The organism is Vandammella animalimorsus, from assembly GCF_002285285.1.
Lineage (GTDB): Bacteria > Pseudomonadota > Gammaproteobacteria > Burkholderiales > Burkholderiaceae_C > Lampropedia > Lampropedia animalimorsus.
This window is the reverse complement of record NZ_NSJF01000002.1, coordinates 84,651-99,509: the sequence shown is the minus strand read 5'-3', so window position 1 is coordinate 99,509 and position 14,859 is coordinate 84,651. Positions and strand designations below refer to the sequence as shown.

Below are 14,859 nucleotides of genomic sequence, written 5' to 3'. Positions count from 1 at the left end.
TACATCTATGCAATCATCCGGGATACGACACCAACCTCAAGGCTACGGTGACACGCAAGGCGCCGAACCGGCGCAAAGGTCAGCTCAAGCTGGCCGCAATCAACCACATGAGACACCTGCAGAAGTCGCCTCAAAAGATCAAGCAGTTATATCAAAAGGACTGCGTCAAATATTCGGCTTGAGGGATTTATTTGTTCAAGTTGTTTGATTTCTGGTCAATAAGCCCCAAATTTTTTCACCCTCCTGCGTCTATCATATTTTTTAATGAAATGCTTCTCCAGTAACCTAGGATATCCTTGGAAATACTGGAAGACATGTTGTTTTCTTCCATTATGTCGCTGCGCAAATCAAAAACAAAGTCCTGTTGAGATTTTGCATCAAACCAATACTTGTAGCCGCGATATTCTCCGTCCAGGATCATCAAGCCAGATACCCATTTCTGTTGAAATGAAAAATATGGTCGATCATCTTTCTTCTGCAAGGCGACACCGGCCCAGCTTGGTATGGCATCGATGCCTAGTGCATCAATGATTGTGGGTGCCAGATCCATTTGTGATGTCCACTGGCGGAAATGAATGTTCTCCGCTCTATGGCCATACTGGAGGAAAATGGCAGGAACGCTTAGGACGGGTTGATAAACGCCCACTGTATGGGAGAGCAGGTTGTGCTCCCCTAGCATTTCCCCATGATCACCTGTTATCAATACAATGGCTTTTTCGAGATAGCCTTTTTTCTCCAGCTCGACCAGCAATTTTTCTATCATTAAGTCGGCTTGCCTAACCCCATTGTCATAATAATTCGTGGCGAGCTCTATTTTCTCTTTTTCTATGTCATTTAAACCTTTTGCAAGCCATGACGCATAGTTTTCTGCTGGCTGATACCAGTTGGAGCCTGCCAAGCGCGTACCTAAGACATGATTGGACTGCAGGAGAATTTTGATATACGCCGGGGCGCCGTCCTCGTGTTGCGGCAGGGACTCTGCCGCATCCAGAAGCAGCATGTCATCATTGACAAATCTGGCTTTTTGGAGTGAGCCATCAATATATATATCAGCTGGCCCATAAATCCTTCCAAGGCCGAAGTAATTGCTATGATCTCCCGATAGCAAGACATATGATTTATAGCCATGGGCTTTCAGGACTTCGGCCAGTCCAATAGCTGTTGCGTGCATCAGCTCCGGGGGCTTTGAATACAGCAGACCGGGCATTCCGCAAATGGTTTCGGCACACACGGCCATAGCAGTCATTGGGCGCGCGGCTGCATTTTTGTGCAGCCGGGACATCAGGTGTGGCGTGGTGTCTCGAGCATAGCCATATGGCGTCATGTGATCGGCCCTGAGAGCATCGCTCACAATCACAATGACATTTATATCGCTGATTTTCTTACCCGCCGAAAGTCTTTCTTTACGTACTTGATCTTCGACAAGCTCCAAATGCGGCCTGTGATGATATATCTTGTTATTTATGCTCTCAAGCGGAGGGGGAAAGAAGGTCATGCTGAGGGGTTCACCCACATAGTTGGGCGGGTTATCCAACAAGTCAAAAGCACGAACAGCTATGGCACACGCCATACCGATAGAGATGATGAAAAATAATCTTGCGCCAACAGCGGACAGTGGCCGGACCCAGTCCCGCGAGCCAATGAGCCACCACCAGAATAAGATCACCAAGCCACCTGCAAAACTCAGTAGCAGCAGCGCCCAAAACACGGAAAACCCAGCGTAATCAAGGGTTTGCTCAGGATTGAAGAGATAGGGCTTCAGGATGGGCCAAGTAATGATTTTTCCAAAACCGATCAGACCTATGGTGGCGGCTGCATAATAAATCCAGAGGCAGGTCGAAGTCAGGGTGGATGCCAAGGTTATCCAGCAGGAAGCACTTCTTTTGAAGAAGCGCCAAGCCCAGAGCCTGGCTAATAAAAGGCAGGCCCATACTGTAACCAGCAATCCCAAATGGGCCTCGAATGCACCTTCGGGAACGTTTCTAGCAGTTTTTTCATAAAAATATAAAAAAGCCAACGCAGGCAAAAATATCACCAGCAGCTCTATCAAAAGCAGCAAAAAACCCGAAACCACTGCGTTATTTTTTTCTTTAATCAAGACCCTTGTCTTGAATGGAACAAATTTTTTAGCGATTTTTTTCATTGGTTGCCATAGCTATCAATAGCATTCTGGATATAAGATATTCACCTTGAGAAGCGATATTGGCGCCATAATATTTTTCCGCCTCCAACAGAGCTGGCCAATTTTTTTCACGCGCATTCGCCAGCAAGATGGCTGAAAGGGCAAGGTCGTCGAAATTAATTTTCCAGAAACTTTCCCGTCCATCGTTGCGCAGCCATTGTTCACCTAAGTTCTTGGCTGCAGACCATTTTCTTTCTGCCATGGCTTGCAGTAGCGACAAGGCGGCATTCAGCTCGGTCGATTCGTCTCGAATGGGGCAGGAAATCCATTGTGGCGATATCAGAACGCCTTCCTGCATATCCACTGTTAAAAATGGCAAGGTTATGTCCGCAAGGCTCCTCAGGTTGCGCGCCATCAATTCGGCCACAGTTTCCGAGACATTTTTTTCACATATTTGTTCACCCAGGGTTTTCAGTAAATAGGCAGGCTCCATGGATGCATTTTTTACATGCTGAGAACCACCCTCTTTTTTTCGTAGAACCTCGACGTATGCACGCGCCAGACGCACATGCACTTCACCCGGGAAGAGATTGAAATTCGCTGCTTTCTGACTGTCGGGCATGGGCTCTCGAATGCCAAGGGCCTCCAGCAGCATGGGTGAAGTATGGCCGAGGCTCGATAGAGAGACTGCCTCCACGCCCATGAAACGGGTTTTGGGTGCCTCCAAGCTGAGATATGGGTAGTAATATGAGTTAGCCGAGGCCCCGTAGAGGCTTCCCTGCGCACGCAGTAAGCGCGCATCAGCCACTTGCCTAAATTTGAGTTGCGCGCTGCTTGCCAGTTCTTGGCGTTTCAAATCCTTGCCCAGCGGTCCATTGAGCACCCGCTCTGGCTCCAGCTCAGGCAACGTGCCTTCAGGCGTGGCGATGATGATCAGGTCCGAGGAATTGGATAGATATGCACGGTAATCTGAAAATGCCGGCGTTAGGGCGTTCATGATGGATGAAACTAACCGATCATCAATTTCATACAGTTGCACCCACTGCACAAACAGGCCACCAGACTTCAAGTGGCGTGGTACAAACTCATAAAATTCCTTGGCAAACAGGGCACCAATACCACTTATCCAAGGGTTGGACGGCTCTGAGATAATGATGTCGTATTTGGCCTGCTGACCTGAAAAATAAGATTTCGCATCGTCAATGACGACATGTGAGCGTGGGTCTTCATAGGCGCGCGCCACCCGATGGCCAAATGCCTTGGCGCCGGCAACCATGGCTTCCTCAATTTCTATTGTGTCCACGCGCTGCACACGCTTGTCACCCAACAGCGTGTGTGTCGTCATGCCAGAGCCAAAGCCAATCACACCCACTTCCCGAGGGTCTGGATGCGTGGCGAGCGGCAAGGCAGCCAGCAATACCATGGTGGGCTCATCACTTCTGGGGGGCGTGTCATCGAGCATGTTGATGGCGGCATCGACTTTGCCATTGGTGGCAATCGCGATGGCATTGCCTTCTGCGACACGCACGGACACGCTGGCTGTTTTCCCATCACGGTAATACAGCATTTGCGTATCGTTGGGCAAGGCTACGTTGCCCGAACGAAAAACGCCGCCAGCCAGCTTCAATGGATCGAAATGCACTTGAGTGACGACCAATGCCGTTGCCAAGGTAACAGCCAACCCTGCCAAAGCAGTGTGTAAAAAGTCCACTTTGCGTTCGGCATGATGACGCAAGAGGAAAACACCAATACCCATATCCACAAACGCGGCTGTCACCAGTGCCAGCTTTAGTCCCATGGCTGGGATCAACACATGCATGGCAAGAAAAACGCCCGCAATGGAGCCAACGGTGTTCCAGGCATAGACTTGGCCGATCACACGTTCCCCCTGCCGCGCGCGCAGCAAGGCGACAGTGAACAGGGGCAGAGTGGTGCCGGCAAAGAAGGCCGCTGGCAGCATAATGAGAATAGAAACCAGCCCCGTTCCCAGGGTGTAGAGGTGATACCCGTTGGGGGTCTTGCCCAGTCCGCGCAGCAGCCAACCTACCCACTCAAAGGCGTTGCCATAAATCAGCAGAGAAAAAAGCGCCGCCAGTCCCATTCCAATCTGCATCCACCCTGCCAGGCGCAGAGGTACGGGGTGATGATCGGCACGTTGACGGATCCACAAACCGCCAAAAGCAATGCCAGCGATGAATGACGCGAGCATCAGCTCAAAAGCATGCAAGGTGCTGCCGACAGCCAAGCCCAGCATGCGTATCCAGACGATCTCATACACGAAAGAGGCAGCGCCCGACAAGGCGGTGCAAAACAGTACCAGTCGCAGCAACATCCAGTCGGGTGAGGCTGTTGCACCCGTAGCAGAGGTGTTAGCGTCAGGGCTGGGCGTTGCCCGATTGACAGAGGTGGGCGCAGGTTCCGGGTCACGAGCCACCCACCATGCCAGTGCGGCCACCAGCAAATTCAGCAAACCTGCTGCCGTAATGGAGCCGGGCAAGCCTACCCAAGGCAGCAGCACAAAGGCGGCAGCCAGGGCGCCTATGGCAGCCCCAATGCTATTGGTGAAATACAAACTGCCCAATACATGGCCGTCTTGTCTGGGAAAGCGCCGAATCAGCCCCCCACTCATCAATGGAAAAGTCATGCCCAGCAAAATGGTTTGCGGCACGATCAGTATTGTTGCGATAAGCCAGCGAAAAGCATCCGCCAGCCAGGCAGAGCCGGCCGCTGGAATGATCCAGGCATAGCTGGCATTGGTGACTGTCGTGAAAACGAAGTGAAATACCAGCCCCAGCACGCCAATCAGGGCCTCAATCAGCGCATAGCTGCGCACCAAATTGCGCCAACGCTCACCCGCACGAGCAATCCACATGGCGCCTGCCGCCATGCCCCCCATGAAAATGGCCAGCACCAGGGCCTGTGCATAGGCTGCATGCCCCAGGAAAATACCCAAATACTGTGACCAGACGGATTGATAAATCAAACCCGCAAAGCCTGAGAGAATGAATATTCCCATCAACAGCTTTTTCCCGTGATACTGGCCAAGGGAATGTCCTGATTTTTGCATGAGCTGAGCCTTTATTTGTCAGTGCGGTGCTACCTGATGATTGAAAGGATCGAAAGGCAGGTAGGCTCGCGGTTTCGCATCGTGCTTGCCGATTAAAACGGTCCAAACGACAAAATCTCTCCCCACCACGGGTAAATAGAGCAGATCTTCTTGCCGAAGCCGCTTGCTCTGCAGGATGTTTTGGGTCTGCTGGCGCAATGCGGGATTTGCGCTTAAAAGCAGAGCGGCTGGTCGGGCAGCCTGGAGCACTTGGGCGTGTGCTTGGGCGTAAGGACGCCACAGCTCCGGCCGATAGGCTTCAAAAATGCCGCGCTCCAAGGCGTCTTTCAGAATCTGGTTGCTGGCAGCAGCCTCATGGGGCATCTGCGTGGCCAGCAGCGTGGGGCCGCTCAAGGGCAGGTGCGGAGCGGCTCCGACCGTGTGGTACACGTCACTGGCGTGCACCACACGAAACAGATCCTTTTCAAACACCAAGTGCACGGGCCGTGCGGCCACGGCTACGGACAGGCCATACGCCAAGGCCAGCAGTTGCAGCAGACCTATCACCGAAAAATCCACCAGCAGGGCGCGGCGTGTTTTTTGGGGATGGTAGACCAATAAGGTCAACAGCGGCCCGGCAATGATGTCAATGCCGATGATCAGGCCCAGTAGCCCAACACCGCCAGACAAATCGCGATAGGGGTGGGGGTACCACAGGCCCAGTACTAAACCCAAAGCGGCCAAGGCCAGGGCTGCACTGGCAAGCACATGCCAGCCAAAGGCTTTTGCTTTTTGTTTTATTAAATCCAACCTGGCCTGCATGCTGAAAAAACAGAAAACAATCCAGTTGGCTTTAGCGGCAGGTGCTGGGCAAATACTGCACGCCTGCCGTGGATGTGCATTTCCATTGTACGGAACCGTCGGAATTCACCGGGAAATTGGGTGTAAGGCTGAGTGTTTTGCCCTGTATGGGTGTGGCCACGCCGACGTTGCGCATAGTAGCGGTGATGACGCCAACCCCGCCAACGCTCACCTTCTCGACATATTTGCCGCTGATTTTGCTGGCATCGGCCAAGCCAGCAGAAAGATTGTTCGAAGGGGCCGTGCCCGTGCTCCACCACACTTCAATCACGGTGGCCTTGGCGCCGCTGGCCAGGGTCATGGCCTCGCTCATCTGCGCCCGGGCAGTGTAGTCTTGATACGCTGGCAGGGCAATGGTGGCCAATATGCCGATGATGGCCACCACAATCATCAGCTCAATCAACGTGAAACCCTTGTGTTGAGGCATGATGGCTCCCTAGGATAAGGTGTTAAAAAAGCGCCCTTGAGGGCGCCTTTTTGCTTGATGCATTGCACCCGCCCCTTGCGAGCGGGCGCCCCACAGTTTAGCGGCAGGAGGCAGGCAGGAACTTCTTGTCTGCGTTAGAAGAGCATGCCCATTCAAAAGAGCCCAGCGTGGTGCCTGCGGTGCCCTTCAAGGACAGGGTCTTGCCTGCAATTCCTTTGCTGACACCCGTGCCCTTCATCTTGGCCGTCACTGTGTCGCTGGCAATCGTGACGCTTTCCACGTAGTTGCCCTTGATGTCCTTGGCGTTGGCAGCGCCAGCTGCGGTGTTGTTAGCGGGCCAGGCGCCCTTTTCGGAATAGTATTCAGCCATATTGCTCTTTTGGCCGCTGGCCAGCGTAAAGGCTTCCGACATTTGGCTGCGCGCCACATAGTCCTGGTAAGCCGGCAGGGCGATGGCGGCCAGAATACCAATGATGGCCACCACGATCATCAGTTCGATCAGGGTGAAACCTTTTTGCAGAGATGCTTTCATGTCAATACTCCTAGTAATTCATTGAACCCCTCGTTCAACGCCGATGGAGGATGCAAGCGGCGTGCCAGGGCTCGGCGCCCTCGGGAAAGCCCTGATTTGTCAGTTTTCTGCCAGGGCATTGTCACATGTGGCAAGGGCTGCTTGCAATTTGTGTCGCTCGCTGACGATTTGGGCTGGCAAGACAAATTTTGTCAGTTTGCGAATGAGAAAAACGGCATGCCTGACCAGACATGCCGTTTTTTGATTGGTATCGGGGGAGATGGTGAGCGCGTGGTGCTGGGATGCGGCATTTGCTGCCAGGCCCCGTGCAGCCTTGCGGATGGCTCAAGCCGCCGGAGGCAGCAAACGGAACACCATCTCGATGGCGGCCATGCGGATGCGGTCGCCGTCCTTGAGCTGGATGGGCTTGTTGGCGCCAATGGGCTGGTCGTTGACGAAGGCTTCTTGCGCGCCTTCGAGCTTGGTCAGGGTGTAGTGGTTGGGTCGGTGCGTGAAAGACAGCACGCCCACGGCGGGCGAGCCGATGGTGGTGACGATTTTGTTGAGCATCAAGCGGCGGCCTGCGTTGGCGCCGGTGGCGATGTCGATGGCCGCAGGCAGGCTGCGCGCTATGAGGGCCGATGCGGGTTGGGTTTCCTCGAAGTGGCTGGCCGTCAGCGTAGGGGTGATGCTTTGGCCGGTATCCCAGCTGCCTTCCATCTGCAGTTGCACGCTGATGCGGTAGGGGCCGATGACGATGCGGTCACCCAACTGCAGATCCTGGCGCACTTTGGCGGGAATAGGGTCGCCATTGACGTAGGTGCCGTTGGTGCTGCCCACATCCTCAATGTCCAGCTGCGTGCCGTTGATGCGCACGACAGCATGCTTGCCACTGACGGTGGAGTCTTCCAGCACCAGGTCGTTGTGCTGGCGGCGGCCGATGTGTGTCAGCGGGGCGACCAGGGCGTGCTCACGCATCACCTGGTCTTCCTTGGTGACGATGAGCTTGTAGGCCATGGGGGAGAGCGCAGAGGTAAGCCGTTTCACACGTGGGCCTCGTAGTCAAAGAGAGGAGATTGCAGCTGCAGCTACCACTGGATAAAGCGAGTGCCGCTGCACCGGGCCTTCACCTTGGGTATCGGCGTCAGCCATGCGGTTGCATCATAGCGGAAGTTACTCGATTTCCGCTTTTTGCATAGGTTGCAAAGCCTTGCTGGATAAGGGTTTGCGCACATTTTGCAGGGTCAGATGTTGCTTTCGTGCTGCAGTTTCCAGGCTTCGCTGCGCAAGCCCGCGAAACATTTGATTGATATTTCCTTACTCAAATTGGGGGCTATTCATCCTTCCATCCAGGCACTATAGGCATGCAAACTGACTAAAAAATTGATTCGTTTAAAGGATCATTCTTCTACACTGGCACTCCATTGAGCACAGCATTGTTGCTCCGTCCATTGACTCAAAGGGATCACACCATGAACGCAAGTACCGCGAATTCAGAGAAGGCCAAGGCGCTGCAGGCGGCGCTGGCGCAGATTGAGAAACAGTTCGGCAAGGGCACCATCATGCGCTTGGGCGAAGAAGAAGCCGCGCAGGACATCCAGGTTGTTTCCACCGGCTCGCTGGGCCTGGATGTGGCGCTGGGTGTGGGCGGGCTGCCGCGCGGGCGCGTGATTGAGATTTACGGGCCCGAGTCCTCGGGCAAGACCACGCTGACGCTGCAAGTCATTGCCGAGATGCAAAAGCTCGGCGGCACCTGCGCCTTCGTCGATGCCGAGCACGCGTTGGATGTGCAGTACGCGGGCAAGCTGGGCGTGCAAGTCAAGGACTTGCTCATTTCCCAGCCGGACACGGGCGAGCAGGCGCTGGAGGTGGTGGACAGCCTGGTGCGCTCGGGCGCGGTTGATCTGGTGGTGGTCGATTCGGTGGCCGCACTGACGCCCAAGGCCGAGATCGAGGGCGACATGGGCGATGCGCTGCCGGGCCTGCAGGCGCGGCTGATGAGCCAGGCGTTGCGCAAGCTCACGGCCACCATCAAGAAGACCAATTGCATGGTGATCTTCATCAACCAGATCCGCATGAAGATTGGCGTGATGTTTGGCAGCCCAGAGACCACCACCGGCGGCAATGCGCTGAAGTTCTACGCCAGCGTGCGCCTGGACATCCGCCGCACCGGCGCCATCAAGAAGGGCGATGAAGTCATCGGCAATGAAACCAAGGTCAAGGTGGTGAAGAACAAGGTCTCGCCGCCGTTCAAGACGGCGCAGTTCGACATCATGTTCGGCAGCGGCATCTCACGCGAAGGCGAGATCATCGACATGGGCGTGTTGGGCCGCATCGTGGACAAATCCGGCGCCTGGTATTCCTACAACGGCGAGAAGATCGGCCAGGGGCGCGACAACGCCAAAGAGTTCCTGAAAGAAAACCCGGAGCTTGCGCGCGAGATCGAGAACAAGATCCGTGCCAATCTGGGCGTCGTGGCCGCCACCATGGCCGAGCTGCCCGATGGCGTGGACGAAGACGGCGTGCTGCAAGACGAATAATGCCCAGGCCCACGACACGGCGTGCGGCGCAAGGCCAAGCGGCGCAACCCAAATCCGTGGCCGACTGGCTGCGCCAGGCCAAGCCCGATGCTCCTTCGCTGCAATCGCCTGAGGCCACAGCGCCGCCGCGCACGGCGCGCGGCGCAGCCCGTGCCACACCTGCCATGGCTCCGGCTGCACCCGCCGAATCCAGCCCCGCAGGCAGCCGCGCCAGCCGCCGCACCACGCCATCACTGGGCGCACGCGCCTTGCGTGCCTTGGCACGGCGCGAGTACGGCACGCAAGAGCTGCGCCGCAAGCTGGCCCCCCATGCCGAGCACGCCGCAGAGCTGGATGCGCTGCTGCAATCGCTGCAGGCCAAGGGTTTGCTCAGCGATGCCCGCGCGGCAGCCTCCATCGCGCGGCAAAAGGCGGCGCGCTATGGCAGTGCCCGCATCCAGCGCGATCTGCTGGCCAAGGGGCTGGACCGAGAGCTGGTGCAAAGCACGCTGGCGGATTTGCAGCAGGATGAATGGCAGCGCGCGCAAGCCATCTGGCAAGCCAGATTCGGCGCACAGGATATGCGCGCACTGGATGCGCCACAGCGCCAGAAGCTGCGCGCCAAACAAGCCCGCTTCATGCTGGCGCGGGGCTTTCCCATGGACATGGTGCGCAAGCTGCTGGATCGGCATGATTCAGGCCAGCTCCAGTAGCCGCTGCCGTACACTGCACAGCAGCCGCTTCGGGAGCGGTCTGCTCGGATCGCAGCGGCTGATTTCAACGCACTTTCATTGAGGGACTTTTCATGCGCATTCGCCTTTTTTCCATCGCCCTGGCATTGGCTGGGGCCGCTGCTGCCACCGCGTGCGGCGAAAAAAATGTCATGCCCGCAGAATGCCAGGCTTATCTGGACAAAACCCAGGCCTGCATGAGCAAACTCGGCACTGATCCGCAGCAGGCTGCGATGCAAAAGCAACTGCAACAACAAATGGAAGAGCAGAAAAAACAGCTCAATGAAGAGCTGAAGAAGCTGAGCAAGCAAGAGCTGGAGAACATGCGCCAGTCCTGCCAGCAGCTCAACAACCAGTTCAGCGTCATGTTCAACCAGCTTGGTTGCTGAGAACCGGCCCTGAGCAGGCCACATCCGCACAGATTAAAGCCCGGCATTGTCAATGCCGGGCATTTTTAATGCCTTTAGGCTCTGGCGAAGAACTGAGGCTGGCTGGCGAAGGCCAGCGCCCATTCACGATCTCCGCGCGGTAAAGCGCTGCACGATGACTTCGTTGAAGAACCGGCGATCCAACCACAGCCAGACCAGAATTGGCACCAATGTCGGCACGATCAGGGTGCCCAGTTGAAAGCCGTATACGATGGCCTCGACCTGCCAGGGGCTGACGCGCAGCAGCGCATAGTCGATCTGCGCGGCCACGATGATCTCTTTGAGGATGTAAAAAACCACTGTGAAAGCCTGGAACGGCAACAGCAGGCAATAACCCGCCAAGGCCTTGCGCCACAAGCCAGGCTGGCGCGCAGCCAGCAGCAGGGCCAGGAAAATGGCCAGGCCATAGGCGTAGCGCGAGGGGTCGGCCTCCAGCAAAACCTGCGCGTGGCGGCCCTGTGATTCGGGCACAGGCACGGCAATGCCGGTCTCCACCAGCACATGCCCTGCTCCGCCATCGCCTTGCTCGGCCTGGGCATGGCCGATGACCTGCGCCTTGCTCACCCAGACCGGCGCACCCAGCTCCAGGGCCGTGGCGGCCATGAAACTGACGGGGTAGGACGTCCAGGGCTTGACGAACATCCACACGGCAATGAGCACGGCCATCCAGGCGAATGCCGTGGCCGCAAACACGGGCATGCGCACCGGCTTGCTGTGCACCACCTTTGGCTGGGCCACAGGCGGCGGCGCAGTTGCAACCGCAGGCGCTGCGGCGGCGGCAGGCGCTGGCGGCCGGGGCGGGCGCGCCGGTCGCTCGGGCAAGGTGGCTGCCGAGGAGGTAGAAATCTGCGCAGCCGCTGGCGCAGCTGGCGAGGACGGGGGTGTCGTGGTCTCAGGCATGGACAAGCTCACCAGGGCTGCCACCGCCGCCCGGGGGCGGTGTGGTGCTGCCCACATCATCGCTGGCATCGCCCGCCGGGCGCTGCAGGCTGCGCACCCACAGCAGCCAGACGATGAGCACGTCGATCATGATCAGCGCCTGCCACAGGTATTCGTGCGCAAACTTGAACACCGCCTCATCCCACTGCCCCAGGTAGAACAGGCTGATGACGCGCACCACATTGACCGCTTGAACGGCCACAAAGCCCAGCACGATGCCCACCAGCTTGGCCCGCCAGCTCGAAGGGTAGGCCATGATGGCGGAGAACAGCACGATGCAAGCCTCAACACCGTTGCAGCCGGGTTCGATGGAGACGCCAAAGCCTGTGCTGGGGTTCCACAGCACCTTGCCAGAGGCCATGGCGGTGGCATCAAACGTCGTCACCAGATAGGCGCACATCTGCGCCAGCAGCGAAGTCCACGGCAAAACCACGGATTGCTGCACGCTGTTGAGCATGTTCAGGCCGAACAGCAGCAACTGCAAAAGAACAAAGATGAAAAAGAAACGCTTCATGGTGTGAGGGCCTGCGCCACTGGCCACGTGCCAGCGTGGTTGGAAATTGCAGCAAAAAAGCGCCGCCATCCTAGCGCAAGATGCCGGGCCAAGCCATCAGGCGCAGCCCCATGAGCGCCAATGAAAAACCGGCCCAAAGGCCGGTTGGTTCAGCAGCGGCTGAAGCGATCAGTAGCCGCTGTCATGGCCGCCGCCACGCGGGCCGCTGCCGTAGGGGCTGCGCAGGCCACCTTCACGCCGGTTGCCGCCAAAGCCATTGCGCGGCGGGCGCGGCTCCAGCGGGCGGGCCTCATTGACGACCACGCTGCGGCCACCCATGGATTGACCATTCATGGCGTTGATGGCGGCCTGGGCTTCGGCGTCGCTGCCCATTTCCACAAAGCCAAAGCCTTTGGAGCGGCCTGTGTCGCGCTCCATCATCACCTTGGCACTGACGACCGTGCCGTATGGGCTGAAAGTCTGTTCGAGCTCCTCATCACGAACAGAATACGGCAGATTGCCAACATAAAGTTTGTTGCCCATTACGGACTCCTTCAAAAGATTTTCTCAAGCGATGGGGCCCCGGAGCCGCATGAGCGAACATCTCTTGAACTGCGCACGAAACCATCAAACACCGCATACCGATTCAGGCTTTGCAGCCTGCGGCCATTATCACTGACAAACACTTGAAGGACCTTGGCCGCAGCACTGCACCAATCAGTAAAAACACTGCTTTTTCGCACTTGCAGCAGGTTTTTTGGTAACCATGCGTATCAACCGCAGTCAGTTAAAAATTGATTGCCAATTGCCGCTGCGATTCGTGCAGGGCATCCGCAATCATTTCACAGCGTCCCACAGCCTGGCGGGCAGGTGCAAAGCTGCTATAGTTGCCTTTCGATGCGCTGATTTGCAACGCTTGCGGGCGCTTTACAAATACTGCTAAAGACATGGCCCGTGCAATGTGAGCGCATCCCAACGGCAGCCGGCTTGTTTTTAGCAAGCCGGCTTTTTGTTTTCTTGCACCATGACCTTCATCGCCCAGCCGCAGTCCATGGCATTTGCCCGGCCGCTGCCGCTCCAAAGCGGTCAGCGCCTGGAGCGCTACACCCTGGCTTATGAGACCTATGGGCAACTCAACGCCCAACGCAACAATGCGGTGCTGATCTGCCACGCGCTCAATGCCTCGCACCATGTGGCGGGCATGTACGAGGGCCAGCCCAAAAGCGCAGGCTGGTGGGACAACATGATCGGCCCGGGCAAGCCCGTCGATACCAACCGCTTTTTCGTCATCGGCATCAACAACCTGGGCTCGTGCTTTGGCTCGACTGGGCCAATGCACACCAACCCGGCCACGGGCAAGGCCTGGGGCGCGGATTTTCCCGTCGTCACGGTGGAGGACTGGGTCGATGCGCAGGCGCGCCTGCTCGACGCGCTGGGCATCGAGCAGCTGGCCGCCGTCATGGGCGGCAGCCTGGGGGGCATGCAGGCGCTGTCGTGGACTCTGCAATATCCGCAGCGCATGCGCCATGCTGTGGTCATCGCCAGCGCGCCGAACCTGACGGCCGAAAACATCGCCTTCAATGAGGTGGCGCGCCGCGCCATCGTCACCGACCCGGACTTCCACGGCGGGCACTTCTACGAGCACGGCGTCGTGCCAAGGCGCGGGCTGCGCATTGCGCGCATGGTCGGGCACATCACCTATCTGTCCGACGACGTGATGAACCAGAAATTCGGTCGCCAGCTACTGAGCGGGCTGGACGTGCGCTACAGCACGCAGGACATCGAGTTCCAGATCGAGAGCTACCTGCGCCACCAGGCCGACAAGTTCAGCGAATATTTCGACGCCAACACCTATTTGCTCATCACCCGCGCGCTGGACTATTTCGACCCGGCGCGCGCCTTCAATGGCCAGCTCAGCACCGCCTTGGCACGCGCGCAGGCCAAGTTCCTGGTCATCAGCTTCACGACCGACTGGCGCTTCTCGCCTGCGCGCAGTCGTGAGATCGTGCAGGCCCTGCTGGACAACCAACGCGATGTGAGCTACGCCAAGATCAACGCGCCACACGGCCACGATGCCTTTTTGCTCGACGACCCGCGCTACCACAACCTGGTGGCGGCCTATTTCAACCGCATCGCGGACGAGTTCGCGCAGGAGGGGCAGCCATGAGCGACAACCAAACCATGGCCGCCATTGCCGCGCTGGTGCCGGCTGGCTCGCGCGTGCTGGACCTGGGCTGCGGCGACGGCGCGCTGCTCGAGTACCTGCAGAAAGAGCGCAACTGCAGTGGCTACGGCGTCGAGCTCGACGACGCCAAGCTGCTGGCCTGCGCACGCCGTGGCGTGAACGTGCTGCAGATGAACCTCGACCGCGGCCTGTCCATCTTCGCCGATGACAGCTTCGACGTGGTGCTGCAAATCGACACCTTCCAGCACCTGCACAATGCCGAGACCATGCTGCAGGAGACCGTGCGCGTAGGCCGCGCTGGCATCATCGCCTTCCCCAACTTCGCGCACTGGGCCAACCGCCTCTCAGTGCTGCGCGGGCGCATGCCGGTGACGCGGCGCATGCCCTACCAGTGGTACGACACGCCCAACATCCGCGTGGGCACTTTCAAGGATTTCGAGATCCTGGCGCGCAAACACCAGCTGCGCATCCGCGACGCCTTTGGCCTGCGCGCTGGCCAGCCGGTGCGCAGGCTGATCAACCTGCGCGCCACCACCGCCGTGTTCCACCTGGAGCGCTGAACGCGCCCACACCGGGCCACAGCGCAAGAGACAAAAC

Annotated in this window: 15 protein-coding genes; 5 read left to right on the top strand and 10 right to left on the bottom strand. The window is 57.6% G+C overall.

Annotated elements, in window-relative coordinates; genetic code table 11:
- Positions 1-235: 235 nt before the first annotated feature.
- The 6 genes from CK620_RS03805 to CK620_RS03780 form a co-directional block, all read right to left on the bottom strand.
- Positions 236-2,143 (bottom strand): sulfatase-like hydrolase/transferase, encoded by a 1,908-nt coding sequence (locus CK620_RS03805; protein ID WP_095549190.1) that lies wholly within the window; start codon positions 2,141-2,143, stop codon positions 236-238.
- Positions 2,127-5,189, bottom strand: coding sequence for a fused MFS/spermidine synthase (locus CK620_RS03800; RefSeq protein WP_095549189.1), 3,063 nt, complete (start codon positions 5,187-5,189; stop codon positions 2,127-2,129). The genes CK620_RS03805 and CK620_RS03800 overlap by 17 nt, the downstream gene beginning before the upstream one ends.
- A gap of 18 nt (positions 5,190-5,207) precedes the next feature.
- A complete protein-coding gene (locus CK620_RS03795) occupies positions 5,208-5,990 on the bottom strand; it encodes a pilus assembly protein (protein WP_095549188.1) in 783 nt (260 codons plus the stop codon).
- A gap of 31 nt (positions 5,991-6,021) precedes the next feature.
- Complete coding sequence (locus CK620_RS14390; RefSeq protein WP_095549187.1) at positions 6,022-6,456, bottom strand: pilin; 435 nt, start codon at positions 6,454-6,456, stop codon at positions 6,022-6,024.
- Positions 6,457-6,553: 97 nt separating this feature from the next.
- The gene (locus tag CK620_RS14385) at positions 6,554-6,988 is read right to left on the bottom strand and encodes a pilin (RefSeq protein WP_095549186.1); all 435 of its coding nucleotides are present in this window, start codon (positions 6,986-6,988) and stop codon (positions 6,554-6,556) included.
- Between the two features lie 324 nt (positions 6,989-7,312).
- The gene (locus CK620_RS03780) at positions 7,313-8,014 is read right to left on the bottom strand and encodes an FHA domain-containing protein (RefSeq protein ID WP_143325910.1); all 702 of its coding nucleotides are present in this window, start codon (positions 8,012-8,014) and stop codon (positions 7,313-7,315) included.
- Between the two features lie 425 nt (positions 8,015-8,439).
- On the opposite strand from CK620_RS03780, the gene recA reads away from it, so the two are divergent.
- The 3 genes from recA (at position 8,440) to CK620_RS03765 (ending at position 10,606) form a co-directional block, all read left to right on the top strand.
- Positions 8,440-9,507 carry a recombinase RecA gene (gene recA, locus CK620_RS03775; protein ID WP_095549184.1) on the top strand — a complete coding sequence of 356 codons (1,068 nt, stop codon included), beginning with the start codon at positions 8,440-8,442 and terminating at the stop codon, positions 9,505-9,507.
- Positions 9,507-10,199 carry a recombination regulator RecX gene (gene recX / locus CK620_RS03770; protein ID WP_095549183.1) on the top strand — a complete coding sequence of 231 codons (693 nt, stop codon included), beginning with the start codon at positions 9,507-9,509 and terminating at the stop codon, positions 10,197-10,199. Before recA ends, recX begins: the two co-directional genes overlap by 1 nt.
- A gap of 170 nt (positions 10,200-10,369) precedes the next feature.
- Positions 10,370-10,606 carry a hypothetical protein gene (locus tag CK620_RS03765; protein WP_179290567.1) on the top strand — a complete coding sequence of 79 codons (237 nt, stop codon included), beginning with the start codon at positions 10,370-10,372 and terminating at the stop codon, positions 10,604-10,606.
- A gap of 123 nt (positions 10,607-10,729) precedes the next feature.
- On the opposite strand, the gene CK620_RS14230 is transcribed toward CK620_RS03765, so the two are convergent.
- The 4 genes from CK620_RS14230 to CK620_RS14000 form a co-directional block, all read right to left on the bottom strand.
- Entirely contained in the window at positions 10,730-11,545 is an 816-nt protein-coding gene (locus CK620_RS14230) for an exosortase H-associated membrane protein (protein WP_238946002.1), read from the bottom strand.
- The gene (gene xrtH, locus CK620_RS03755) at positions 11,538-12,098 is read right to left on the bottom strand and encodes an exosortase H (RefSeq protein WP_095549571.1); all 561 of its coding nucleotides are present in this window, start codon (positions 12,096-12,098) and stop codon (positions 11,538-11,540) included. Before xrtH ends, CK620_RS14230 begins: the two co-directional genes overlap by 8 nt.
- A gap of 168 nt (positions 12,099-12,266) precedes the next feature.
- Positions 12,267-12,620, bottom strand: a complete 354-nt coding sequence (locus CK620_RS03750; RefSeq protein WP_095542277.1) for an RNA recognition motif domain-containing protein — start codon at positions 12,618-12,620, stop codon at positions 12,267-12,269.
- A 244-nt stretch (positions 12,621-12,864) separates the two neighbouring features.
- Positions 12,865-13,026 carry a hypothetical protein gene (locus CK620_RS14000; protein ID WP_179290566.1) on the bottom strand — a complete coding sequence of 54 codons (162 nt, stop codon included), beginning with the start codon at positions 13,024-13,026 and terminating at the stop codon, positions 12,865-12,867.
- A 75-nt stretch (positions 13,027-13,101) separates the two neighbouring features.
- Between CK620_RS14000 and metX the strand changes: the two genes are divergently transcribed.
- Positions 13,102-14,244, top strand: a complete 1,143-nt coding sequence (metX, locus tag CK620_RS03745; RefSeq protein WP_095549181.1) for a homoserine O-succinyltransferase MetX — start codon at positions 13,102-13,104, stop codon at positions 14,242-14,244.
- A complete protein-coding gene (gene metW / locus CK620_RS03740) occupies positions 14,241-14,822 on the top strand; it encodes a methionine biosynthesis protein MetW (protein WP_095542279.1) in 582 nt (193 codons plus the stop codon). Before metX ends, metW begins: the two co-directional genes overlap by 4 nt.
- Positions 14,823-14,859: the final 37 nt, after the last annotated feature.